This window comes from Sinosporangium siamense (assembly GCF_016863435.1).
In the GTDB taxonomy this organism is placed as follows: domain Bacteria; phylum Actinomycetota; class Actinomycetes; order Streptosporangiales; family Streptosporangiaceae; genus Sinosporangium; species Sinosporangium siamense.
In genome coordinates this window covers 19,627-43,876 of record NZ_BOOW01000030.1, presented here as the reverse complement: position 1 = coordinate 43,876, position 24,250 = coordinate 19,627, and the positions used below count along the sequence as shown (strand labels likewise).

General features: G+C 66.7%; 25 protein-coding genes. 18 read left to right on the top strand and 7 right to left on the bottom strand.

The window, feature by feature from the left end:
- Positions 1 to 42 precede the first annotated feature (42 nt).
- Positions 43 to 591, bottom strand: a complete 549-nt coding sequence (locus tag Ssi02_RS22975) for a molybdopterin dinucleotide binding domain-containing protein (RefSeq protein ID WP_275410740.1) — start codon at positions 589 to 591, stop codon at positions 43 to 45.
- On the opposite strand from Ssi02_RS22975, the gene Ssi02_RS22970 reads away from it, so the two are divergent.
- From Ssi02_RS22970 to Ssi02_RS22940, 7 genes are all read left to right on the top strand, one after another.
- Positions 523 to 726 carry a hypothetical protein gene (locus Ssi02_RS22970; protein ID WP_204029022.1) on the top strand — a complete coding sequence of 68 codons (204 nt, stop codon included), beginning with the start codon at positions 523 to 525 and terminating at the stop codon, positions 724 to 726. The two genes, Ssi02_RS22975 and Ssi02_RS22970, sit on opposite strands and share 69 nt — an antisense overlap.
- 70 nt (positions 727 to 796) lie before the next feature.
- Positions 797 to 1,993 (top strand): acetyl-CoA C-acyltransferase, encoded by a 1,197-nt coding sequence (locus Ssi02_RS22965; RefSeq protein ID WP_204029020.1) that lies wholly within the window; start codon positions 797 to 799, stop codon positions 1,991 to 1,993.
- 87 nt (positions 1,994 to 2,080) lie between these two features.
- Positions 2,081 to 3,229, top strand: a complete 1,149-nt coding sequence (locus Ssi02_RS22960; RefSeq protein WP_204029018.1) for an acyl-CoA dehydrogenase family protein — start codon at positions 2,081 to 2,083, stop codon at positions 3,227 to 3,229.
- A 205-nt stretch (positions 3,230 to 3,434) separates the two neighbouring features.
- Positions 3,435 to 3,998: a MaoC family dehydratase gene (locus Ssi02_RS22955; RefSeq protein ID WP_204029016.1), complete on the top strand. Its 564-nt coding sequence runs from the start codon at positions 3,435 to 3,437 to the stop codon at positions 3,996 to 3,998.
- A 75-nt stretch (positions 3,999 to 4,073) separates the two neighbouring features.
- Positions 4,074 to 4,838: an SDR family NAD(P)-dependent oxidoreductase gene (locus Ssi02_RS22950; RefSeq protein ID WP_204029015.1), complete on the top strand. Its 765-nt coding sequence runs from the start codon at positions 4,074 to 4,076 to the stop codon at positions 4,836 to 4,838.
- A 65-nt stretch (positions 4,839 to 4,903) separates the two neighbouring features.
- A complete protein-coding gene (locus Ssi02_RS22945; protein ID WP_204029013.1) occupies positions 4,904 to 5,917 on the top strand; it encodes an acyl-CoA dehydrogenase family protein in 1,014 nt (337 codons plus the stop codon).
- A 12-nt stretch (positions 5,918 to 5,929) separates the two neighbouring features.
- Positions 5,930 to 7,063, top strand: coding sequence for an acyl-CoA dehydrogenase family protein (locus Ssi02_RS22940; protein ID WP_204029011.1), 1,134 nt, complete (start codon positions 5,930 to 5,932; stop codon positions 7,061 to 7,063).
- Positions 7,064 to 7,130: 67 nt separating this feature from the next.
- On the opposite strand, the gene Ssi02_RS22935 is transcribed toward Ssi02_RS22940, so the two are convergent.
- Entirely contained in the window at positions 7,131 to 7,781 is a 651-nt protein-coding gene (locus Ssi02_RS22935) for a TetR/AcrR family transcriptional regulator (RefSeq protein WP_204029008.1), read from the bottom strand.
- Positions 7,782 to 7,953: 172 nt separating this feature from the next.
- Here Ssi02_RS22935 and Ssi02_RS22930 point away from each other — a divergent pair, with 172 nt between their 5' ends.
- From Ssi02_RS22930 to Ssi02_RS22915, 4 genes are all read left to right on the top strand, one after another.
- Entirely contained in the window at positions 7,954 to 8,925 is a 972-nt protein-coding gene (locus Ssi02_RS22930) for an acyl-CoA thioesterase (RefSeq protein ID WP_204029007.1), read from the top strand.
- 169 nt (positions 8,926 to 9,094) lie between these two features.
- Complete coding sequence (locus Ssi02_RS22925; RefSeq protein WP_204029001.1) at positions 9,095 to 10,237, top strand: sugar ABC transporter substrate-binding protein; 1,143 nt, start codon at positions 9,095 to 9,097, stop codon at positions 10,235 to 10,237.
- Positions 10,234 to 11,781 carry a sugar ABC transporter ATP-binding protein gene (locus Ssi02_RS22920; protein ID WP_204028986.1) on the top strand — a complete coding sequence of 516 codons (1,548 nt, stop codon included), beginning with the start codon at positions 10,234 to 10,236 and terminating at the stop codon, positions 11,779 to 11,781. The genes Ssi02_RS22925 and Ssi02_RS22920 overlap by 4 nt, the downstream gene beginning before the upstream one ends.
- Entirely contained in the window at positions 11,778 to 12,866 is a 1,089-nt protein-coding gene (locus Ssi02_RS22915) for an ABC transporter permease (RefSeq protein WP_204028983.1), read from the top strand. Before Ssi02_RS22920 ends, Ssi02_RS22915 begins: the two co-directional genes overlap by 4 nt.
- A gap of 63 nt (positions 12,867 to 12,929) precedes the next feature.
- On the opposite strand, the gene Ssi02_RS22910 is transcribed toward Ssi02_RS22915, so the two are convergent.
- The 5 genes from Ssi02_RS22910 to Ssi02_RS22890 all read right to left on the bottom strand — a co-directional run bounded on the left by Ssi02_RS22910 (position 12,930) and on the right by Ssi02_RS22890 (position 17,607).
- A complete protein-coding gene (locus tag Ssi02_RS22910) occupies positions 12,930 to 13,688 on the bottom strand; it encodes a crotonase/enoyl-CoA hydratase family protein (protein ID WP_204028976.1) in 759 nt (252 codons plus the stop codon).
- Positions 13,689 to 13,757: 69 nt separating this feature from the next.
- The gene (locus Ssi02_RS22905; protein WP_204028966.1) at positions 13,758 to 14,816 is read right to left on the bottom strand and encodes an acyl-CoA dehydrogenase family protein; all 1,059 of its coding nucleotides are present in this window, start codon (positions 14,814 to 14,816) and stop codon (positions 13,758 to 13,760) included.
- Positions 14,813 to 15,964 (bottom strand): acyl-CoA dehydrogenase family protein, encoded by a 1,152-nt coding sequence (locus Ssi02_RS22900; protein ID WP_204028957.1) that lies wholly within the window; start codon positions 15,962 to 15,964, stop codon positions 14,813 to 14,815. Before Ssi02_RS22900 ends, Ssi02_RS22905 begins: the two co-directional genes overlap by 4 nt.
- A gap of 30 nt (positions 15,965 to 15,994) precedes the next feature.
- Positions 15,995 to 16,807 (bottom strand): enoyl-CoA hydratase/isomerase family protein, encoded by an 813-nt coding sequence (locus Ssi02_RS22895; protein ID WP_204028953.1) that lies wholly within the window; start codon positions 16,805 to 16,807, stop codon positions 15,995 to 15,997.
- Between the two features lie 17 nt (positions 16,808 to 16,824).
- A complete protein-coding gene (locus Ssi02_RS22890; RefSeq protein ID WP_204028951.1) occupies positions 16,825 to 17,607 on the bottom strand; it encodes an enoyl-CoA hydratase/isomerase family protein in 783 nt (260 codons plus the stop codon).
- Between the two features lie 130 nt (positions 17,608 to 17,737).
- Here Ssi02_RS22890 and Ssi02_RS22885 point away from each other — a divergent pair, with 130 nt between their 5' ends.
- The 7 genes from Ssi02_RS22885 (at position 17,738) to Ssi02_RS22855 (ending at position 24,246) form a co-directional block, all read left to right on the top strand.
- Positions 17,738 to 18,556: an enoyl-CoA hydratase/isomerase family protein gene (locus Ssi02_RS22885; RefSeq protein WP_204028949.1), complete on the top strand. Its 819-nt coding sequence runs from the start codon at positions 17,738 to 17,740 to the stop codon at positions 18,554 to 18,556.
- Positions 18,557 to 18,688: 132 nt separating this feature from the next.
- Positions 18,689 to 19,318: a nitroreductase family protein gene (locus Ssi02_RS22880; protein ID WP_204028947.1), complete on the top strand. Its 630-nt coding sequence runs from the start codon at positions 18,689 to 18,691 to the stop codon at positions 19,316 to 19,318.
- Between the two features lie 111 nt (positions 19,319 to 19,429).
- Positions 19,430 to 20,008 (top strand): nuclear transport factor 2 family protein, encoded by a 579-nt coding sequence (locus tag Ssi02_RS39880; protein WP_204028945.1) that lies wholly within the window; start codon positions 19,430 to 19,432, stop codon positions 20,006 to 20,008.
- A gap of 236 nt (positions 20,009 to 20,244) precedes the next feature.
- Positions 20,245 to 21,441, top strand: a complete 1,197-nt coding sequence (locus Ssi02_RS22870; RefSeq protein WP_204028943.1) for a CaiB/BaiF CoA transferase family protein — start codon at positions 20,245 to 20,247, stop codon at positions 21,439 to 21,441.
- 8 nt (positions 21,442 to 21,449) lie between these two features.
- Positions 21,450 to 21,953: an FAS1-like dehydratase domain-containing protein gene (locus tag Ssi02_RS22865; RefSeq protein ID WP_204028942.1), complete on the top strand. Its 504-nt coding sequence runs from the start codon at positions 21,450 to 21,452 to the stop codon at positions 21,951 to 21,953.
- A complete protein-coding gene (locus Ssi02_RS22860; RefSeq protein WP_204028941.1) occupies positions 21,950 to 22,402 on the top strand; it encodes a MaoC/PaaZ C-terminal domain-containing protein in 453 nt (150 codons plus the stop codon). The genes Ssi02_RS22865 and Ssi02_RS22860 overlap by 4 nt, the downstream gene beginning before the upstream one ends.
- A gap of 26 nt (positions 22,403 to 22,428) precedes the next feature.
- A complete protein-coding gene (locus tag Ssi02_RS22855; RefSeq protein ID WP_204028940.1) occupies positions 22,429 to 24,246 on the top strand; it encodes an acyclic terpene utilization AtuA family protein in 1,818 nt (605 codons plus the stop codon).
- Positions 24,247 to 24,250 lie beyond the last annotated feature (4 nt).

Here is a 24,250-nt window from a genome sequence, read left to right as displayed (position 1 = left end):
GGCCACCGGCGCAGAGCGGGCATCTCGGGCGCCCGCTGCAGCTCAGGCGTCCGGAAGCCTCTGAGCGGCGGGGGCGTCTGAGCCACCCGCGGTGGCCGCCGCGCCGACGAGGTCGACCGGCGCCGAAGCCCCGGTGGTGGGCGCCGGAGCATGTCGGCCGCCGCCGGGCGCCACGCGCCGCGCCCGGCAAGCGGCGGTCTTGAAAAGGGGCTGCTTGGAGACCGGGTCCCAGGCGGTGAGGGTCGCCTTGTTCGCCGCCCGCCCGGCCTGGCCGGGGGCTCGGGCGGCACCCGTCTGGGTGTCCCAGTAGCCGTAGTGGAAGGACAGGAATACCACCCCGTCCCTCATGGCGGACACCCGCAAACTGCCCCGCACGGCTCCCCTGCGCGTCGCCACCTCCACCATGTCCCCCTCCGCCATGCCTTGGGCGGCGGCCTCGGCGGCTGACATTTCCACCCACATCCCGACCCGCGGTTTATGGTGCGCCTGCCGTACCCGCGTGCAGTGAAAGGTGCGGCGACCATGGCCGTCGGCCGCCGTCGTCGGGCCGAGTTGGCCCGCCTGGCCGCTCGCATCCGTGCCGAGGCCCAGCGTGCGGGGATGCCGGTACCGCTGATCGCCGAGCGGATCGCCCGCATTCTTCCCGCTGTCGCGGTTTTGGAGACATGGCGGTTGGCATATGGGTGGTCGTGCCCGGAGGTGCTGGAAGGGATCGGCAGGCTCTAGAGATGTCGAGCGGCATACGGACAACCTACGTGGTAGTATGTTTGCCTAGGTCATGCAGAAATGAGTTCACATGCGCGAAGTCGTCATCGTCGATGCAGTCCGATCTCCTGTCGGAAAACGCAACGGCGGGCTGGCCCACAAGCACTCGAACGAACTGCTCGGCGACGTCCTCGCCAGGCTTCTCGCGCGATGCGACCTCACCGGCGCCGAGGTCGAGCACGTCGTCGGGGGGTGCGTCGTGCAACTCGGCATGCAGGCCGCGAACGTCGTGCGTAACGCATGGCTCACCGCCGGCCTCCCGCTGGAGGTGCCGGCGGTGACGGTGAATGCCCAATGCGGCTCGTCGCAGGAGGCTCATCTGATGGCGCAGGCCGCTGTTGCGGCCGGCCTCGCCGATGTCGCGATCGCCTGTGGCGTCGAGGTGATGAGCCAAATCCCCCTCGGCAGCAACATGCCTCCGGGCGGGCCGTACGGCAACCCTCGTGGCGGTAGGTACGCCGAGAACTACGAACCCACGATTCAGTTCGAGGCGGCCGACCGCATCGCCGAGCGCTGGGGGTTGAGCCGCGAGGCGCTCGACGAATTCGCGAAGAACTCCCAGGACCGGGCCGCACGCGCGTGGGAGCAGGACCGCTTCGGCAGCCAGATCGTCCCCATCGACGCCGCCGTCGCCGACGAGAACGGCGAGATGGTCGGAACGAAGACGATCACGCGTGATGAGGGCATTCGGCTGACGACACTCGAGGGCCTTGCCGGGCTGAGGCTCAACCAGCCCGACAGAGTGCCATCGAGCTTCCATACCGCCGGAAACTCGTCCCAGATCTCCGACGGGGCGAGTGCGGTGCTGCTGATGAGCAGAGAGAAGGCCGACCTTCTCGGACTCCGCCCGCGGGCGCGCGTCCTCGACTCGGTCCTGGTCGGCTCCGATCCCGTCCTCATGCTGACCGGGCCGATTCCGGCGACCGCGAAGATCCTGGCCCGGACCGGGCTCTCGCTGTCCGACATCGACGTCGTCGAAATCAATGAGGCATTCGCCTCGGTCGCCTGCGCGTGGGCGAAGGAGTACGACGCGGACATGGACCGGGTGAACGTCAACGGTGGCGCGATCGCCCTCGGCCATCCGCTCGGCGCGACCGGGACCATCCTGATCACCAAGGCGCTTTACGAGCTCGAGCGCACTGGTGGTCGCTACGGACTGGTCACGATGTGCTGTGGCGGTGGGCTCGGAACGGGAACGATCATCGAACGACTGCCCGAGTCCCCATGACTCTCACTGATGCCTGATCCTTCGATTCCTGCCTCACGAGGGACATGACGTTCCCACGCAGAACGTCCTCGACAGAGAAGAGACCTGATGATCGACGCTACGGCTCGGCCTTGGATGACCGGCGACGCGGCCGACCTTTTCGCGATGGCCACAGCCTTCTTTGACCGTGAGATCCCGGCCAACAGGGAGAGGTGGGAGGCACAGCGTTGTGTCGACCGCGAATTCTGGCTCAAGTGCGGCGAGCTCGGCCTGCTGTGCGCGAGCATCCCCGTCGAGTACGGCGGTGGCGGCGGCAGTTTCCTTCACCAGGCGACGATCCAAGAAGCCTACGCGCGTCATGGTGACCGGTCTTGGGGCAACTCGATGCACAGCGGAGTCGTCGCCGACTACGTATACGAATACGGGACGGAGGAGCAGCGGCAGCGCTGGCTACCGAAGATGGCCAGTGGTGAGCTCATCGGAGCACTGGCCATGACTGAACCGTCCGCCGGTTCTGACCTCAAGGCGATTCGCACCAAGGCGGTACGCACGAGCCGCGGGTGGCTCATCAACGGGTCCAAGATCTTCATCACCAATGGTGGCAGCGCCGATCTCGTTGTCGTCGCATGCTCCACTGACCCGTCGAAAGGCGCAAAGGGAATTTCCCTGATCGTCGTCGAAACCCAAGCCGCTGTCGGCTTCACTCGAGGTCGGCCCCTGGAGAAGATCGGTCAGCACGGTGCGGACACGAATGAACTCTTCTTCGACGACGTCCTCGTTCCAGAGGAGAACCTCCTCGGCGAGGAGGGCAACGGCTTCGCGATGATGATGCACAGGTTGCCGCAGGAGCGCCTGATCGTCGGCGTCACCGCGGTTACCGCGACCGAGCTGGCGCTATCGGTCACAACGGACTACGTGAAGCATCGTGAGGCGTTCGGTGGCCCCTTGATCGACAAGCAACACATCCGCTTCGAGCTTGCCGAGTGTGCCACCCTCGCAAAGGTCGCCCGCATCTTCCTCAACGAATGCATGGCCACCCACCTGTCGACCGGACTGGACCTCCCTACGTCGGCGATGTGCAAGTGGTGGCTCACCGACGTCCAGTGTCAGGTGATCGACAAATGCCTGCAGTTGCACGGCGGGTACGGCTACATGACCGAGTACACGATCGCCCGGCTGTACGCCGATGCCCGAGCGCAGCGTATCTACGGCGGCACCAACGAGATTCAGAAGGAACTGATCGCTCGCTCCCTCTGACTTCGGAGACGGTCTGAGGCATGCGATGTCGCGGCACGGCGAGTCTGCGCCGCCCAGCCTGAGGTCGCGGCGACCGAACTGTTGAGAACGTACGGATCTCTACTGAACCTGCCGACTTTGACGATAACAACCTACCAAGTAGTAGGCCCCGCGGTTCCGTCCAGCAGGCGCGACCCAACACCGGCATCGACCGAAGGACTACAGCATGACTATCTCCGCGACCGGCGTCCCCCGCCGCTTCGGCGGTATCGACTCCTTCCGCTCCCACGTCGGCGAGGAACTCGGTGTCGGCGAATGGTTCGAGGTCGACCAGGACCGCATCGACGCCTTCGCGGAGATCACTGAGGACCGGCAGTGGATCCACGTCGACCCCGCACGAGCAGCCTCTGGTCCCTACTGTGCGCCGATCGCGCACGGCTACCTGACGCTGTCCCTGATCCCCATTCTGGGCAGCCGGATCTTCACCGTCGACGGTGTCTTGATGTCGATCAACTACGGTCTGAACAAGGTGCGTTTTCCGCAAGCGGTGACGGTCGGCTCCCGGATCCGGTCCCGTGCCACGCTGGTCAGCGTCGACGACACCGCCTCGGGCACCCAGGCCGTCATCCGCCACACGATCGAGATCGACGGCCAGGACAAGCCGGCCTGCATCGCCGAGACCGTTCGCCTCATGGTGCCGCGAGGGGCTTCGAACCCGGGCCATCCCATGCCCGGGGGAGCGCGCGATCCGGCGAGCCGATGCGATGGCACGCAGACCTCCCCCCGTTGATCGCGGCACACGCCTGAGTCCGATGTGTGCTCAGTCCTTCACCAGACGCAATACCGACAATGACGAGGAGACTCGATGGGTCGCTACGACGGGCGGATCGCCGTCATCACCGGGGCAGCACGCGGTATCGGCTTCGGAGTTGCCGCCCGCCTCGCCGAGGAGGGCGCGTCGATCGCCGTGATCGACCTCGACGAGGCCGCAGCCGCCAAGGCCGTCGGCGTTTTGCCGGTGGTCGAAGGCGCGAAGGCCATCGACATCGCTATCGACATCACCAGGGGCGACGCGGTCGATGCGGCGATCACCCGGGTCGTCGAGGAACTCGGCGGTATCCATGTGCTGGTGAACAACGCCGGTTTCACCCGCGACAGTCTGCTGCACAAGATGACCGAGGACGACTGGGACCTGGTCATGGGCGTGCACCTCAAGGGGGCGTTCCTGATGACCAAGGCAGCGCAGCGGCACTTCGTGGCGCAAAGGTACGGCAAGATCCTCAATCTCTCGAGCACCTCCGCGCTCGGCAGCCGCGGTCAAGTCAACTACTCGGCCGCGAAGATGGGCGTGCAGGGCTTCACCCGCACGCTCGGCATCGAACTCGGTCCGTTCGGCATCAACGTCAACGCGATCGCGCCGGGCTTCATCACCACGGAGATGACCGACGACGCCGCGCGTCGGCTCAAGCTGGACGTCGAGGAGTTCCGCCGGACCAGGGCCGAGGCGACCCCGGTCAGGCGGGTCGGGTCCCCCGAGGACGTCGCGGCCGCGGCGGCGTTCTTGTGCAGCGACGAGGCGTCTTACATCACCGGACAGACGCTGTATGTCGACGGCGGCTTCAGGCTTTGAACGGAGCCCAGCCGGCGCTCTAACTACCACCTACGCAGTAGTGTGCTTCTATTCAGGAGTCCGAAATGCACTTCGCTCTTTCGGAGGATCAACGCATCCTCCAGCAGACGATTGACGAGGTCAGTGCACAGCTGTTCGCGGATTCGCCGGTGGGGAATGCGCGAGCAGACGGAGGCGCGCTGCGCGCCAAACTGTGGTCGAAATTGGTCGAGCTTGACCTCGTCGGACTGCTGGTCCCCGAACACCAGGGTGGCGCAGGCGGTTCGTTGACCGATGCCTGCGTCGTGGCCGAGGCGCTCGGTCGCCACATCGCGCCGGTGCCGTATGTCGGGACCGCTATTGCGGCAGCAGCCCTACTCCGTTTCGCAGGTGGCCCGGGGGAGTCGCTCGCAGCTCTCTGCCGCGGCGAGGCATACTCGGTCCTCCTCGGAGGTCAGCTCGAAGATCCTGTTGCCACGGCAACGGTGGCGTTCGACTGGGTCGACGGTGCTCAAGGGGTCGCGCTCTCCCCGGACGGGCTCGCCACGGTGCACGATCTCGTCGATGTGGACCCGATCACGGACGTCGATCCACTGCACCGCTTGTGCCGTGTCCGGCCCGTCCCTGCGGGTGCAGCCTCCAGTGAGGGGGCGCGCAGAGCCCGAGCAGCGGCGTGGACCGGAGCCGCGGCGTTTCTGACGGGACTCGCTGACGGAGCATTGCGTCAGGCACTCGACTATGCACGTCAGCGTGAGCAGTACGACCGTCCGATCGGCTCGTTCCAGGCCGTGAAGCATCTCTGCGCTGACATGCTCTTCGACGTCGAGACCTGCCGCTCCATCACCTACGGCGCCTCCTGGGCGGCGGAGCATGCCCCGATCGACGAGGCGGAACGGGTGGCGTCGGCCGCGAAGTGCTACACCGGTGCGGCAGCGATCAGGGTCTGCGAGACCGGAATCCAAGTCCTCGGTGGGATCGGCGTGACCCAGGAGCATGACGCCCACCTCCGCCTGCGTAGTGCCCACCTGCACCACGCGGCATTCGGCAACCTGGACGCGCCGCTGATGCTGCTGGCCGGCCGCGTCCTCGACAAGGCATGAGGGCAATCACACATGGACCTTCGCGACTCCCCAAAAGAAGCTCGTTTCCGAGCACGGTTGTGTGCTTGGCTCAAGGAGAACCTGCCGACTGATCCAGAACCGACCGTACTCGCCGAGCGCTGGCCTTACATGCGTGAGTTCCAGCAGCGCCTGTACCGGAGCGGTTGGGTCGCCTTGTCGTATCCGAAGGAGGTCGGCGGTCAGGGCCTCGGACCGATGGAGGAGGCGATCCTCAGCGAGGAGCTTGGCAAGGCCAACGCTCCCAGCCTGCTTCCGCTGGGTCACCTCGGCCGGCCGTTGCTCAGCTACGGCACCGACGAGCAACGACGTCGTTACCTGCCACCGCTGCTCGCCTCCGACGAGATCTGGTGCCAGGGATTCTCGGAGCCGCAGGCCGGCTCCGACCTCGCCTCGCTGCGGACCCGTGCGGTTCGTGAGGGCGACGAATGGGTGCTCAACGGCCACAAGATCTGGACGAGCTACGCAGCATTCGCTGACTTCTGCCTGCTGCTCGCCCGGACGGATCCAGATGCCGTCCGCCATCGTGGAATCTCGGCGTTCATCGTCCCGCTGAGCACGCCAGGGGTGACCGTCCGCCCGATCGTGCTGGCCAATGGGGATGAAGAGTTCGCCGAGATCTTCCTGGACGACGTACGAATCCCGGAGGCGAACATGCTCGGCCGGCCGGCCGACGGCTGGCGGATCGCCATGGACGTGGTCAACTACGAAAGGGGCGCCGTCGAAACCGGGTACCTGCCGAAGTTTGAGCGCTACCTTTCCGAACTCGCCGCGGTCGTCAAGACACAGACGTCGACACCGGACAGAGCCATCCTACGTGCGCTGGGCGAGGCCGCCGCTGCGCTGGAGGTGCTACGGATGCACTGCCTGCGCACCTTGAGCGATCGCGTCTCGGGCGCGCCTCCTGGCCCGGAGAGCTCCATCGACAAGCTGCTCATGACCGCGGTGGAGCAGAAGCTGATGGCACTCAGCCTCAGCCTGCTGACCGACACCACCGCGCCTGGTCGCGCCGAGTGGTTCGACCGGTACCTCTACGGCCGCGCCGGCAGCATCTACGGAGGATCAGCGCAGATCCAGCGGAACATCCTCGCCGAGCGACTGCTGGGTCTGCCGCGAAGTCCTGGCTAGCCCGACGAGGCCGCGAGTGGTGCGCTACTGGATCTGACGACTTCGACCAACAGGTCGGCGACCGGGTTCAGGCAACGACACCGCGAACGGCAAACTCGGCGAGTTCCGCCGCAGTCCGCTCTCGCTCAACCGTTGAGTCCTGCGGCCCACCCGGGCGGAACCAGACGTGCATCCAGTTAATCGTGCCCAGCACGGCCTTGACGAGGATGTTCGCGTCGGTGCCGCGGAATGCGCCGGCCGCAATTCCCTCCTCGACGACGGTGGCGTAGTACGCCTCGAATTGCCGGCGCATCTTCAGGATGCGGGCCATCTGCTCGTCCTTGTTGCGGCCTTCGCTGGCGAGGTTCATCTCGATCTGATATTGCGCGGGACCCATGTAACTGGCCCTATTCATAAGGTGCATCGCGTGGCGGTGCACCATCTCGCGCAGCTTCTCCTCCGGGCCGAGATCCGCCCGCTCAGCGGTCGGCCCGACCGCCTCCAACGCCCACTCCAACGCCTGCAGATGGATCCCGATGAACAGATCGCCCTTGGTCCGGAAGTAGTGGTAGATCCGACCCTTGGTGCAGCCGAGCACATCGGCCACATCATCGATCGAGGTGGCCGCGTACCCCCGTTCCGAGAATGCCGTTGCCGCCGCGTCCAGGATCTCTTGTGCGCTCGCATGCCGCTTCGAGTCCAGTTTTTGCGTACGTCCTTGGGCGATGGGCTGTCGCATGGCGACATACTACTCGGCCGAATGAATTGGCGGGGGCTCACGCTGAGTTGGCGACGGAACCGGGCCGGTTTCGCGAGACCAAAAAACCTACGTGGTAGTATGATAGGGTCCGACCGCTCATCCCCGGACCTGGTGACACACGGCTGAAACAAAACAGGTAAGGGGCGACTCGATGCACGCAGCCGATCCGCACACCACGGCAGCTACCCGAGGCATGCAGCCCGCCGGCGCAGGGGGAGCCGGTCACGTCGACCCTGAAGGCGGAGTCGGTGAACTCCTCGAGCTTGAGCAGCTCGAGCCGTTGATCTTCCGCGGCCGGACTCACGCAGGCGACCGAATCAGGCTGTATGGCGGCGAAGTCGCGGCCCAAGCCATGCTCGCGGCCGGCCGAACGGTGCCGCCGGGGCGGGCGCTCAACTCGCTCGGCGCGTACTTTCTTCTCCCGGGCGATTCCACGGTGCCCGTCATTTATAAGGTCGGGGTGGCGCGGGACGGGGGTACCTTCAGCACTAGGACAGTGGAAGGGTGCCAGTCGGGCAGGCCGATCCTGTGGGCCACCGCTTCGTTCCAGAGTCCGGAGCGTGGGCTCAGCCATCAAGTGGCTCCTTCTCCGGCGCGGATGCCTGAGACGCTGCCCTCGGCGGAGAATGCCCTGGCGGACGACCCGCCGACCTTGGCCTGGATCTCCGAGGTGACCAGCCGGCTGCCGGTCGAAATCCGGTTTCCCGACGGGTCGCTTCACCGTCCGAGCGCGAGCGGGCACATCGCCGCGCTGCGGGTCTGGTTGCGCACCCGGCACAAGCTCACGGACTCGCCGGAGATTCACGCCGCAGGCATGGTCTACCTCTCCGACCTGCTCATGCTCGCGGCAAGTCTGCAGCCGCATCCGCACCGCATCGCCGATGGGAACGTGTGGTTCGCCACGATCGGCCACTCCGTCATCCTGCACGCACCGGCTCGAGCCGACGACTGGCTGCTCTACGAAGTCGAGAGTGACTGGGCGGGTGCCGGGCGCTGCCTGACGCGCGGCCGGCTGTTCGACAGGACCGGGCGATTGTGCGCCAGTACGACCCAGGAAGCCGTCCTTCGCGTCAGCGAAGCGGAGTGCGGCGGCGGACGGGCGGCGAAGAACGCCGATCGTTGACGGGCTACAACCTACTGAGTAGCATGTTTTTTGGTGACGTACACCACTCCACTGAAGTGCGGAACGCACCGAGTTCAAGGCCCACGCCCGCCCGGGTGAGATGTGTGGGTGGAACGTCGCGGAAACACGTCCCGGGCGGAGATCGCGCGACGAGCCGAAAAGAGATGCAATGCAAACAAAGCTCAGTGTCCCTGTTGCCACGCTCGCCGCTGGCATGCTCTGCCTCGTGTTGGCCGCTTGTGGCAGCGTCGACGGGAGGAACGCTGAAGCGGTCAGCGGCACCGTTTCATCCTCCGAGAAAGCCGTGATCGCCGATGCGCGCGCGGCGTACGCCGAATACACCAAGCGGCAGCCCGCGGCCCCGGTCCCGGCACTCCCGTCGCCGGCGCCCAGCGGCAAGCGGTTGGTGGTCATCACGTGCTCGATTCCGGTGTGCGTCACCCTCTCCGAAGGTGCCGAGGAGGCGGCGCGCAAGCTGGGCTGGACGGTCACGACGCTGCAGTCCAACAGCACGCCGCAGGGCTTCGTCTCGGTGATGGACCAGGTGGCCGCGGACCCACCGGACGCCCTCGCCTACATCGCGGCCGTGCCGGATTCCTCGATTCGGTCGCAACTGGCCAAGCTTCAGGCCGCCGGAACGAAGATCACGTCGATCTCCCCGCTCGGTGACGCCCTGATGCCGAACGGTCCGGTCCAGGCAGTCGTGTTCGGGCAGAAGGACGCCGCGCTGACCGGGACGTTGATGGGCCAGGCGGTGGTGGCGGAGGCGAACGGCCCGGCGAAGTCGGTGTTCGTCTGGGATCCCTCCTTCGTCGGTTCCTGGGGGCCGATCAAGGACGCCTACAAGAAGGTGCTGGAGGGGGCCGGGGGCTCGGCCGACATCCTGGATGTCTCGAATGCCAACATCGGCAAGACGGTCCCGAGCCAGATCGTCAGCTATCTCCAAGCCAACCCGGACACCGAGTACGTCGCCCTGGCGGTCGTCGACTACACCGCAGGGCTGGACGCGGCACTTCGGTCCGCGGGACTGGCCGGCAAGGTCAAGATCCTCAGCCGCGCCGCCGACGCGGCCTCCCTCAAGGCGATCCAGGCCGGGACCCAGTGGGCCTCGATCGGGCTGGAACTCGCCGCTGCCGGCTACCGCGCCGTCGACCAGTTGATCCGACTGATGATGGATGTGCCACTGGGCGATCGGGCCGACGCCCCCGGATGGCAGCAGATCTACATCAAGAGCAACGTGACCCAGACCAGCGACAAGCCCGAGCCGCCGGACTACGCGCAGACGTACTACGCGGCTTGGCACGTGGGATGAGTGCGGCGAGTTCCCCGGCACCGCCCGTCGTCCTGAGCATCGGCTCGCTCTCCAAGACGTTTCCTGCCCAGAAGGCGCTGGACGACGTTGACCTGGAGTTGCGGGCGGGGGAGGTGCACTGCCTGCTGGGGCAGAACGGTTCCGGGAAGTCGACGCTGATCAAGATCCTCGCGGGCTATCACTCGGCGGATCCCGGGGCAACGGTCACCCTGAACGGGGCTCCGATGACGCTCGGCAGCACCGCGACGCCTGAGCGGGCGGTGGCCTTCATCCACCAAGATCTCGGGTTGGTGGCCGAGCTGGACGTCGTGGACAATCTGGCGCTGGGCAATCGGTACGCCGGTCGCTGGTGGTTGTCGGGCCGCCGTGAACGCCGCGCGGCGGCCCGGCTGCTGTCCGAGTTCGAGGTGGACCTCGACCCCGGCCGCCCGCTGGCCGAGGCCACGCCGGGGCAACAGACGATGGTGGCCATCGTGCGGGCGGTGGCGGCGACCGACGGAGCACCGGCCCTGCTGGTGCTGGACGAGCCCACCGCGTCGTTGCCGCAGCACCAGGTCGAGCAATTGTTTGACCTGGTGCGTAAGCTCCGCGACCGTGGTGCGGCGATTCTCTACGTGACACATCGCCTCCGCGAGGTGTTCCAGATCGGGGACCGGGTCACGGTGCTCCGGGACGGACGGCGAATCACGACTCAGCCGGTCGACACCGTCGATGACGCTGACGAGCTCGTCCGACTGATCATCGGCCGGAAGCCGACCGAGTTCTCCCCGCCTCTGCCTTCACCGGACTCGGAGGTGTTGCTGAGTGCGTCCGGGGTGGCCGGTGACCAGGTGACCGACTTCTCACTGGATGTTCGAGCCGGTGAGATCGTCGGCGTCAGTGGTCTGATCGGCTCCGGGTACGACCAGGCGCTCGGGCTGACCTTCGGTGCGCGCCGCCGTAGCGGTGGAGAAGTGCGGCTCGGGGGTCGCGCCGTGCCGGCCAACCGGCCTGACGAGGCGATCAACGCTGGGCTGGCCTACGCCCCGGCCGACCGAAAGCGGCTCTCCACTATTCCCGAGTGGACCGTGCGGGAGAACCTCACCCTGCCTCGTCTTCCGGCCGTCGGACCCGCTCGCTGGCTCGGCCAACGGTTCGAGCGACGTGAGGTCCGCCCGTGGATCGAACGCCTGGATGTGGTGCCGGCAGATCCCGACCGTCAACTGGCCCTGCTGAGCGGCGGCAATCAGCAAAAGGTGGTACTGGCGCGCTGGTTGCGGGTCGATGCCCGGATTCTTCTCTTGGACGAGCCCACCAGCGGAGTCGACGCCGGCGCGAAGGCGTCGATTTATGAAGCGCTGGCCGACATCGCTGCCCAAGGGCGGGCGGTGGTGCTGTCGTCATCTGATGCCGAAGAGCTGTGCGCCGTGTGTGACCGGGTGCTCATCATGCGCCACGGCGCTGTCCGCGCCGTGCTGGAAAAGGGCGATCTATCGGTCGCGCGAATCGTGAGCGAGACGATCCGCGACTCCGCCGACGATCCCCAGGAGGGGTGGCACTCATGACCTTCGACTCCCAGAACATCACCACCGAGTCGAGTCCGCAGCCTGACGGCGGCGGCGACGGGAGGTCGCGAGCGACCCAGCTCCTGCAACTGGTCGCCGGCCGGGTACAGGTGCCTCGGTACAGCGGATTGCTGCTGTGCGTGGCGTTGATCGTCTTCTTCTCCATCCAGTTGCCGGAGACGTTCCTAACGAAGGCGACGTTCACCAGCATCGCCGGCGACCAGTCGGTCACGATGGTTCTCGCGCTGGGGCTGCTGGTGACCCTGGCGGTCGGCCAGTTCGACCTGTCGGCGGCCCAGAATCTCGGCATGAGCGCCATGATCTGCAGCGTTCTGATGGTCCACCACAACATGAATCCCGGCATGGCCGTGCTGGTGACGCTGCTGGTCGGACTCCTCGTCGGACTGGTCAACGCGATCTTCGTGGCGGTGATCGGCATCGACAGTCTGATCGCCACGTTGGGCACGAGTTCGGTGCTGCTCGCGGTCACCGGACAGGTCTCCAACTACCAGTTCGTCGGCCCGGTGCCCAGCGGGTTCCAGGAGTTCTCGAACTACGAGATCCTTGGGCTCCCCATTGTCGTCCTGTACGCCGTCGTGCTCTGCCTCCTTGCGTGGTATGTCCTTGAGCACACGCCCGTCGGACGCCGTGCGTTCGCGGTGGGGGCGAACCCGGACGCATCCCGGCTGGCCGGTGTCCGGACCGGCTGGTACATCGCGGGCTCGTTCGTGGTCACCTCCCTGTTCGCCGCGATCGCCGGAGTGCTCGTCACCGCGAAGATCGGTAATGTTGCTCCCACGCTTGGCCCGGCCTATCTGTTGCCGAGCTTCGCCGCCTGCTTCCTGGGCACGACCCAGCTCAAGCCAGGTCGGTTCAACGTCGGAGGCACCGTCATCGCGCTGGTGCTGCTTGCCATCGGTGTGAAGGGTCTGCAGCTCAGCGGCAACCAATTGTGGGTGACGGATCTGTTCAGCGGTGTCGCGCTGCTCGCCGCGGTGAGCGCGGCCGTCCTGAGCGCTAAGCGCCGCCCCAGGCGCAAGCAGAAGGAGCAGGCAAGCCGGGCAGAGGGTGCGCAGGCGCACTGACGAACAGTCCCGCGCGCGGCATCGACACACGAAATCAGTGCGCGAGCACCGGCCTGGTGCCTGCTACTCGCCGGTCCAGGCCGGTGCTCGCTTCTCGGCGAAAGCCCGGGCGCCTTCCAGGGCGTCGGCGGAGGCGAGCACCGGCTCGACCAGGGCCTGTTGGGCGGCGAACGCCTCGATACTCGCGTAGTCGATCGACATCGAGACGATCTGCTTGCTGGTGCGGACGGCGAGTGGTCCGTTGGCCGCCACCTTCGCCGCGAGTTCGCGTGCTCCGGCCAGGGCGCCCCCAGGCTCGGTGAGCAGGTTGACCAGCCCGTGTGCATGGGCTGTCTCCGCCGTCAGCGTCTCTCCGGTCAGTGCGAGCTGCATGGCCAGCCGGTAGGGGAGGACCTTCGGCAACCGCAGCAGACCTCCCGCCCCCGCTACCAGACCTCGTTTGACCTCGGGCAGGCCGAACTTCGCGTCTCGTGCGGCGACGATCAGGTCGGCGGCCAGCGCGAGTTCGAACCCGCCGGCGAGAGCCCATCCCTCGACGGCCGCGATCAACGGCTTGGTCGGCAATTTCTCGGTAAGACCGCCGAAGCCCCGGGCCGGAATGATCGGGATCTCTCCGCGGGTGAAGGCTTTGAGGTCCAAGCCGGCGCAAAAGGTGCCACTCGCGCCGGTCAGGATCGCGACGCTGAGGTCTTTGCGTGCTTCGAACTCGTCGATCGCAGCCGCGATGCCCTGGGCCACTTCGAGATTGACGGCGTTGCGGCTCTCCGGACGGTTGATCGTGATGACGGCGGTCCCGCCTGTGCACTCGAACGACACACTCATCGGTCTGCTCCATTTCCGCGCGCCGGTCGTCCGACGTGCTCATCGTGTTGCCGCAGGTGACGGCGTTGCTCAGCGCGCCCCGGTGAGCAACGACCACAGTCCGCCGGTGCCCTCGGACACCACACGCTGTCCGAGGACCCCGGACCACTCGTCTTCGTTGCCCGACTCGTCCCGCCAAGCCCACAAACGTGTGGTGCTGTGCCGCAGTGGATGCTCCTCAGTGAATCCGATCGCGCCATGGATCTGGTGCGCCAGCGAAGCGACCACGCCGGCCATCTGGCCGGCCACGAGCTTGGCCGCGGCAACCGCCACGTCCGCATCGCCCTGAGTGTCGAGAGCGAGTGCCGCGGCTTCGACAGCCATCTTGGACAGCAACACCTCGCCGGCCATCGCGGCCAGATGCTGTTGAACAGCCTGGAACTTCGCGATCGGTCTGCCGAACTGCTCACGCTCACCCGCGTAGGCGACGGCCAGTTCCAGGGCCCGACGGGCAGCGCCGGCCATGAGTGCGGCACGGGCGAGCGCGGCTCGACCGTAGAACGCCTGCACGGAGATCGCCGAGTCCGCGGATGGTTCGTGGACTCGGGACGCGGGAACTATGGCATTGATGGCCAGGTCGTCGCGGGGCTCGCCGGCCAGGTTCGTCCCTTGCTCCAGCAGGAAGTCGCTGCGGCCCAGCAGAATCACGCGGCCGTTGTCGAGGACGGCCACGTGGTGCGCGTATCGGGCCCAGGGCACGCGGGCGACCGTCCCCCGGACGGACAGGCCGGTGTCCTCCTGGCGGGTCCGCAGCTCGGGGCTCGCGACCGCAGCGGTCATCGGACCGGATGGCACCGTGGCACCACAGCCGGCGATGAGCCAACCGGCGAGCAGCGCGGTTTCGGCGAGCGGGACGCCGGCTGAGTACTCACCCAGCACCTCCAGCACGGCCACGGCGGCAGCGACGTCTCCGCCGGCGCCACCGTGTTCCTCCGGCACCGACAGCATGGTGACACCGATCTGCTCCAACGCTGTCCACAGCTCGGCGTTCCAGCCACCGTCAGCGCAGGCCGTCACAGCGCCGATGTCGCACTGCTTGGCGGACGCCTCGCGCACGGTGGCCACGAGCGCCGCGATGATCTCGCTCATCGCACCCCCAGTTCCTTGGCGACGACGCCGCGCAAGATCTCATTGGTCCCGCCCCGCAGGGTGAATCCGGGACTGTGCAGGATCGATTCGGCCAGCATCCGAGGCAATGGCCGGTTGGAGCCGAGGTCCGGAACGACCTGGCTCAGCAGCCGGACAGTGTCGATGACGACACTCTCGAACCGAGTGCCGAGGTCCTTGACCGCCGCCGCCTCCACGGCCGGTGCGGCGCCGGCCTCGAGCCGGCCGGCGACCGCGAGAGACAACTGGCGCAGCGCCCACAATCGCCCGACCACCGCACCGACCCGTGACGCGCTCGACCGTTCGCCGTTCTCGGCCAGGTGGTCCGCGGCAACGGCCAGCAAGGGAAAGGTCGACAGGATCCGCTCCGGACCACTGCGTTCCATCGCCAGCTCGCTGGTGACCTGGTGCCAGCCCGACCCGGGCTCCCCGAGCACCCGGGCGTTGGGTACGAACACTTCATCGAGGACGACCTCGTTGAAGTGGTGCTCACCGGTGAGCAGTCGGATCGGTCGGATGTGCACATCGGGGTCGGGTAGCTCGATGATGAACTGGGTCAATCCGGCGTGTCGGTTGGCTGTCCGAGGCTCGGTACGGGCGAGGGCGATCATGGCGTGCGCCCGATGCGCTCCACTCACCCAGACCTTCGTCCCAGTGAGCCGCCAGCCGCCGTTGACCTGCCTGCCGCGGGTACGCACCGACGCCAGATCAGAGCCGGTGTCGGGTTCGCTCATGCCGGCCGCGAAGAAGCACTCACCACGAGCGATCCTGGGAAGGAAGGCCCGTTTCTGCTCCTCGGTCCCGAACTTCAGCAATCCCGGCCCGGACTGCCGGTCGGCGATCCAGTGTGCGGCCACCGGCGCTCCGGCCGCGAGGAGTTCCTCGGTGACGACGAACCGTGCCAACGCGCCGGCGGCCGACCCGCCGTACTGTGCCGGGAAAGCCATGCCGATCCAGCCGCGCTCGCCCAACCTCAGGCTGAACGCGTGATCCCAGCCCCCGAGCCATTGATCGCAATTCGCCGCGATCCGGCCTGAGGACAGCTCTTTGGCCAGAAACGCGCGCACGTCTCTCCGCAGGACGTCGAGCTCTGCCGGAAGCGCGACGGGCTCGAGACTCCAGAGATCCATCACTTGTGGCTCACTCTCATCAGTCAGTGCTCAGCGCAATGCCCAGCGACCGGTGTAGGCTGGCGGTTCGGCCTTCTCAAGGAAGGCGCGGAACGCGGCTGGAGCATCCTCGGTGGCCAGGTTCACCGCCTGCGCGCGCGATTCGTTGTCGATCGCCTCACGCAACGTCTGGGTGGTGCCCTGCTGTAGCAGCGCCTTCGACTGGGCAAGCGCGACCGGTGGGAGCGCCGCGAGCCGCCGGGCCAGCTCGGTGACGAAGCCGGCCAGCTCGTCCTCCGGTCTGACCCAGGTCACCAGCCCGAGCTCCTGGGCCTCCTCGGCGCTGATCATCTCGGCGAGCATCGCCAATCGCTTGGCTTGTTGGAGACCGACGAGCCGAGGCAAGAACCAGGATCCGCCGAAGTCGATCGACAGTCCACGCCGGGCGAAGATCTGTGAGAACCGGGCGGACGCCGAGGCGACGACGAAGTCACAGGCCAGCGCGAGGTTCCAGCCGGCCCCCGCAGCGACCCCTTCGACCTTGGCGATCACCGGCTTCGGCAGTTCACTCAAGGCGATCGCAATGTTGCCGACCCGGCGCATCCGCGAGACGGGGTGCTCGTCGCGGGACTGGCGCCCCAGGTCGGCGCCCGCGCAGAAATTTCCGTCGGCCCCGGTCACGATGACGACCCGGACCGCGTCGTCAGTGGCCAGGTTCTCGAGTACATCGCGAAGCAGGTGCCAGCCCTGATCGTCGATGGCGTTCTTGCGGGAGGGCCGGTTCAGGGTGAGGGTGGCCGTTGCGCCGTCTCGAGTGACGATCAGCGGACTCTGCACGGCCGACGAGGTTGCTTCTGCAGTCATGTTCCACTCGCTTCCGGCTAGCGTCCCTCGAACACGGGGGCGCGACGATCTCGGAACGCGGCCATCGCCTCGGCGGAGTCGTGTGTGCTGTGCACCACGGCCATGTGCGAGGAGATCAGGTCGAGTGCGGTCCGGACGTCGGTGCGCGCGGATTGATAAGCCGCTCTCTTGATCATCTGCACGTTGATCGGCGGTTGTTCCGCGAGCCTTTGCGCGTAACGTCGCCACGCCTCCGCGAAGTCTTCATCGGCGTGAACGTGGTCGGCGATGCCAATGCGACAGGCCTCATCGGCGTCCACGAAGTCCCCGGTCCACAGAAGTTCGAGTGCCTTGGCCATCCCGACCAACCGCGGCAGGTAGTAACAGCCGCCGTCTCCGGGCACGAGCCCGAGCCGGATGTAGCCCTCGGACAGCCGGGCTGACCGGGCCAGAAGTCGGATGTCGCACATCAGCGCCATGTCCATCCCGGCGCCGACGGCGACCCCGTTCACGGCCGCGATCAAGGGCTTGTCCAGATCGTCGACGGCATGGGCGACACGATGGATGCGATCGGTGAGCAGGGACTTGAGCGCAAGGGGGCCACTGGCCTCCGCGTTGAAGGCGTCAAGATCGATGCCGGAGCAGAAGGCGTCACCGGCACCGGTGACGACGACGACCCGTACGCCCGGGTCCGTTCGCGCCGAACGCAGCGCCTCGCCCCACTGATCGATCATGTCGAGGGTGAACGCGTTCTTAAGGTGCGGCCGGTTCAGCAGAATGGTGCCGATCCCATCCTGAACGGTGTATTCCAGGTCTGCCACTTTCGAGTCTCCTAAAACGCTGCTTGGCAAAGCGGCGGTGCGTCTGCATACTACCACGTAGGTTGTTGCAGTTCGGTGACGGATCTCGTTGCACTGTGCGGCGGGGGGTCAAGTGTGGAGGAGGCTCCGGATGGATTACTCGGGTTTGGCGCCCGGCTTGCTGGTGGAGGTGGACGGGCCCTTGCGGATCGTCACGATGAACCGGCCCGATGAGCTCAACTCGTTCGATGACACGCTGCATGTCGCGATGCGGCGGGTGTGGGATCTGCTGGTCGACGACGAGGACGCGCGTGCGGTGGTGCTCACCGGTGCCGGTCGGGTGTTCAGTGCCGGTGGTCATGTGCCGAACTTCATCCGCAATCACCATGACCTGGTGGCGCGGCGTCGCGACATCCGGGAAGGCGAGCGGCTGGCTCGGGCGATGATGTCGTGTGAGCTGCCGGTGGTCGCGGCGGTGAACGGCCCGGCGGTCGGGCTGGGCTGCAGCCTGGCCACCATGTCCGACTTCGTGGTCATGGCCGAGGACGCGTTCATGAGCGACCCGCATGTGAGCATCGGATTGGTCGCCGGCGATGGTGGCGCGGTCACCTGGCCGTGGCTGACCAGCCTGCTCACCGCCAAGGAATTCCTTCTGCTCGGTGACCGGATCCCGGCCTCCGAAGCCGTGCGGCTCGGGCTGTGCAACCGGGTGGTACCCACAGATGAGGTGATGCAGACCGCGAAGACGATCGCGCGCCGCTTCGCCGCACTACCGGCTCAGTCGGTGCGCGACACCAAGCGCGCTCTCAACATGCACCTGCTCGACTCGGCGAACAGCGTGCTCAACTTCGCCCTCGCCGCCGAATACGAATCCTTCGGCACCGACGACATCAAAGCCCGCGTCGCCGAGTTCCTCGCCAAGGGCGACAAGAAGACCGGCAAGCACACCGACACCCAGGTGAACGCATGACAACACCCCACCCCGGCGTCGCCGAGTACGGCACCGAGGGGCAGACTCTGCACTTACGTGCGTTACGTCGACAGGGACGAACGAAGCGCGAACGAGCCGGGCCGTGTCAATGATTTGCCCAGGGGAGACCTGATGGACATCGCGGCAACAGATCAACTCCTTTCCACGACCCGCGCCGTACGCCGTCGGCTCGATCTCGAGCGGCCGGTCGAGCGCGACGTGATCCTCGAATGCCTTCGTCTTGCGGTGCAGGCGCCCACAGGCGGCAACAAGCAGGCGTGGCGCTGGTTGGTCGTGGACGACCCCGAGGTGCGCGCGAACGTGGCAGACATCTACGCGCGCCAGACCCTGGCGGTCATCGACCGGCGGTATCCGCACATCAAGGATCCACAGACCAGGCGCGTCTACGACAGCGCCCGGTATCTGGCCACGGTCCTGGCGCAGGTCCCGGTGCTCATCGTGCCGTGCGTCCAGGGACGGCTCGACGAACCCAACGCGACACATCCCGCCGCGTTCTACGGCTCGATCTTCCCGGCGATCTGGAACCTGCAACTCGCGCTGCGGTCCCGCCGTATGGGCTCGGTGCTGACAACGCCGTTCGTGGGCGACGACGAACGGCGATACACCGAGGTCCTGCGGCTGCCCGACACGATGACACCCGTCGCCCTGCTTCCCGTCGCCTACACGATCGGTGACGAGTTCAAACCCGCCAAACGGCCCCCCGTCGAGACCATCACCCGATGGAACCGGTGGACGGACTGACTGTGGCGCCGGCGAAACCGCCGTACGCCCAGCGCGTGGGAAACGTGTTCAGCACCACGGGGACGCGCTGGTTCGCGATCAGCACTTTCCCTTCCTGAGAAAGGATCTGCCGTGACAGAACGGCGGGCCCTCGATGGCCACACCGCCTTTGACGAAGTGCCTGTTTCCGAGCTCCTGCAACTCCTGCTGGATGAACGGGACATCACCCGAGTCGTCCTGCAGTATGCACATGGCGTTGATCGCGGCGACGTTGACATGGTCGAGGCCTGCTATCACCCGGGAGCCTACGATGACCACGGCTATGCCAGTGGGACCGTCGAGGAATTCACGGCGAAACTTCGAAAGCACCCGTCTGGACAGGGCGTCAGGCAGCACCTCATCGGGAACGTCCTCATCGAGGTTCGGGCCGGGGCTGCCGTTTCCGAGGCCTACTTCCTCTGTTACATGGAAGACCTCGACGGCTCCGGGTCGGTCGCGCCCCTCGGCTTGTTCGGCGGTCGGTATGTCGACAGGCTCGAGAAGCGTGACGGTGTCTGGCGGATTCTGCGACGCATTTGTGTGATCGACTGGAGCCGCGAGCTCGGTGAAGCGCCGTCGGCGCCCAAAGCGGACACCTTCCGTCGCGGTTCCAGAGACGACCGCGATCCGGCTGTCCTCGCTTTCCGTGAACTGGCCGCGCTCCGACGGTAGGAAGCCGATCTTCAGCTGGCCCGACCGCGCGGCCCAGCCGCCGCGCGAACGATTCCTCATAGATCGTGCGAGCCCGTCGCGGTCTGCCTCTCGTCGATCCCGGCCCTGGACCACCCTTTCATAACGAACTACGCAGGAGTATGTTTTTTCCTCCAGCCCGGGGCGCCGGTACAGCTCAACCGGGGGACGCTCTGTTGCGCCGTTCGCACCGTCCCCTCCCGGAGAAAGGATCTGCCTTGACGGAACCGCGGGCTTTCGATGGCATCGTCGTACTCGACCTCAGCCAGGTGTACAACGGTCCCTACTGCACCATGCTGCTGGGGCAACTCGGTGCGGAGATCATCAAGATCGAGCCGTTCGGCGGCGAGCCCGTGCGGTGGCGCGTCGTCGGCGAGCAGCAGACGGCCGCGTTCGGCCTGCTCAACGGCGGAAAGAAGAGCCTGCGGCTGGATCTGAAGAATCCCCGTGGGCGGGAACTGTTCCTGCGCCTGGTCGCGCAGGCTGACGTGGTCGTGGAGAACTTCGCTCCTGGCACTTTGCAGCGGCTGTCCCTCGGTTACGACGTTCTGACGCAGGCCAACGAGCGGATCATCCTCGCATCCGGACGGGGATATGGTGCCTCCACGCCACAAGCCGGGCAGCGAGCCATGGATCTGACCATCCAGGCCGTGACCGGAGTGATGGCGACGACCGGACAGCCCGACCAGCCGCCGACCAAGGCGGGGCCCGCGGTCGCCGACTTCTTCGGTGGCACGCACTTGATGGGGGCGATCGCCGCAGCGCTCTATCAGCGTACGGTGACCGGACGAGGCCAGCATGTCGAGGTCGCGATGCAGGACGCCGTCATCCCGTCGCTGACCTCCAGCATCGCCGGTTACCTCGACAGCGGCGGGACGCTTCCCGAGCGAACCGGGAACAGGCACGGGGGTTTGGCGGTCTGTCCCTACAACGTCTATCCGACGGCGGACGGCTGGGTGGCGATCCTGTGCATGGCCGACGGACACTGGCAGGCGCTGTGCCGCCTGATGGATCGTGAGGATCTCGCCGACGACCCCGCGTTCGCGTCACCACCTGCTCGCGTGGCGCAGATGGACAAGCTCGACGAGATCGTCGCGATGTGGACCGCGGAGCTCACTCGTGACGACGTGGTGGACCGGTTGCAGGCAGCCGGGGTGCCTTGTGCGGCCGTGCTCAGCCTGTCCGACGTCATGTCCGGGCCGCTCGTCGGCGTCGATGGCATGATCCGGCCGGTGAGCGATGCGGGGGGCCGGCCGTCGTACGTCTTCGGCAGTCCGCTGCGCCTCGCGGCTTCGGCAGCGGTGCCGACCGAAGCGGCGCCCGTCCTCGGTGAGCACACCGAGGAGGTCCTGGGACAGCGGCTCGGCCTGGACGCCGCCGAAGTCCGGCAACTGCGTGACGAGAACGTTGTCTAGGAGAATCCATGCCCGTTGACGAGACGCTGCTCGAGTCGATCCGGATCAAGATCGGCTCCGAAACCACCCACTCGCTCGGGCCGATCACCGCCCTGATGATCCGGCGCTACGCCCGCGCCATCGGCGAGTCGAACCCCTTGTACTTCGATCCCGAATTCGCCCGCAGCCGCGGATACGCGGACATCGTGGCGCCGCCCAACCTGGTGACGGCGATCACCTGTTGGGATGAAGGCCCCGCCGCTGATGATCTCCGCACCGACGGCACACCGAAAACGCTGCAACTGGAGGGCATCCCCACCAGCGGCGTACGGGTGATGGGCGGCGGTGAGGACATGGAGTTCCACGCACCCATCACGGCCGGTACGACCGTTGTGGAGCGATCCACGATGATCGACGCCGAGCTGCTGCACGGGCGCAACGGCCAATTCATCGTCGTTCGCTACCGGCATGAATTCGTCGACGACGACGGACTCCCCTTGGTGACCTCGACACGGAAGGTTTTGCTCCGATGAGCAGCTCGACCACTGCGACCAGCCGAGATCTCCGGTTCGGCGCCGTCCACGTCGGTGACCGGTTGCCGGAAATGCGCCATGCTCCGACCAGGCTGCAGCTTTTCAGGTACAGCGCGGTGACCTGGAACACCCATCGCATCCACTTCGATCCCGACTACGCCGCGCACGAGGGTTATCCGGACGTCCTCGTCCAGTCTCATCTGCACGGTGCCTTCCTGGTGACGTTGTGCACGGAGTGGATGGGCGCGAGCGGACGGCTGACCAGGCTGGAGGTGTCGGTCCGACGTTATGCGGTTCCTGGCGATGTTCTCGTCTGTGCCGGTGAGGTCACGGGTGTCGAGCAAGTCGAAGAAGGCCATGGGCTTGTCCACCTCAACGTCACCGAGACCCGGGAATCCGACAACACGGTGTGCGCCATCGCGACCGCCACGATCGCATTGCCGCTGTGACAATGAATGAACAGAACGAGGTGAACATGTCGGCAACACGCGACATCCTCCGGATCGGAAACTGCTCGGGATACTACGGAGACCGTTTCGCTGCGGCCCGTGAGATGGTCGAGGGCGGCCCACTCGACGTCCTGACCGGCGACTACCTCGCCGAGCTGACCATGTTGATCCTGTGGAAGGCCCGGCGGCGCGACCCGGCTGGTGGTTACGCGACGACGTTCCTGGCGCAGATGGAACAGGTGCTCGGCACCTGCCTAGACCGCAACATCAAGATCGTCACCAACGCCGGGGGGCTCAATCCCGGCGGGCTCGCGATCGAACTCGGACGCCTGGCCACGCGACTCGGACTCCATCCCAGCATCGCCCACATCGAAGGCGACGACCTCCTCGACCGCATTCCGGAGCTCCAGCAGCAGGGTCACCCCCTGGCGCACCTCAGCTCCGGGAAGAGCCTCGCCGAGGCTGACGTCGAGCCCGTGACCGCCAATGTCTACCTGGGCGGCTGGGGCATCACCGAGGCACTGCGCGCCGGCGCCGACATCGTGGTGTGTCCTCGGGTGACCGATGCCTCGCTGGTGGTCGGGCCGGCGGCCTGGGCGTTCGACTGGCAGCTCGACGACTGGGACCGGCTGGCCGGCGCCGTCGCCGCCGGGCACATTCTCGAATGCGGTCCCCAAGCCACCGGCGGCAACTTCTCCTTCTTCTCCGAGTTGCCGAACAGAGAACGGCCGGGCTACCCGATTGCCGAGATCGCGGCGGACGGCTCGTTCGTGATCACCAAACATGCGGGCACGGGTGGCGCGGTGACGGCCGAGACGGTCACCGCGCAGGTTCTCTACGAGATCGGCGCGCCGGACTATCTCAACCCGGACGTCGTCGCTCGATTCGATACCATCAACCTGTCCGGCGACGGGACCGACCGCGTGCGGGTCAGCGGCGTTCGCGGCCTTCCCGCGCCCGACACCGCCAAGGTCTGCCTCAACTATCACGGTGGCTACCGCAACAGCGCGACGTTCATCCTCACCGGGCTGGACATCGAAGCCAAAGCCGACCAGGCCGTCCGCTCTCTCGTCATCGACGGACTCGGCGGGCCGGACACGTTCGCGGAGACCGACATCCGGCTGCTGCGCACCGATGTCTTCGACGCGCCGGAGAACGTCCAGGCCGAGGCCCGCCTCCGGATCACGGTGAAGGACTCCGACGAGCACAAGGTGGGGCGCCGCTTCTTCAACGCCGTCGCGGAGTTCGGCCTCTCCAGCTACCCCGGCATGTACCTCGAGCGGGCCGAACGGTCGGCCAGCGCCTACGGGGTCTACTGGCCGACGCTCGTGCCGGTCGACGTCCTCAGCCCCGAGATCGTCTTCCAGGACGGACGGCGACTGCCGGTGCCTCGCCCCCCCACCGTGCGCCAGGACGCGCCACGCGGCGACGCGCCGCGCGTGCCGCAGGCGATGGACGACGACACCATCCTCGCACCGCTGGGCTGGGTGGTCGGCGCGCGATCCGGAGACAAGGGCGGCGACGCCAACATCGGCCTTTGGGCACGTACGGACGAGGCGTTCGAGTGGTTGCGGAACTACCTCGACGAAAACCGGTTGCGCGGTCTGCTCACCGAGGCCGCCGAGCTGGTCGTCGAGCGATACGAGCTGCCCAACCTGCGGGCCGTCAACTTCGTCGTGCGTGGTCTGCTCGGCGACGGAGTCGCCGCGACGACGCGTCCCGATCCGCAGGCCAAAGGACTGGGTGAATACGTGCGTTCACGATTCGTGGAAATTCCGCGGGCACTTCTGCATGAGGGGCACGCGGCCGCCGATCAGTACCGCGAGGCGGTGGGGACGAGATGAGTGT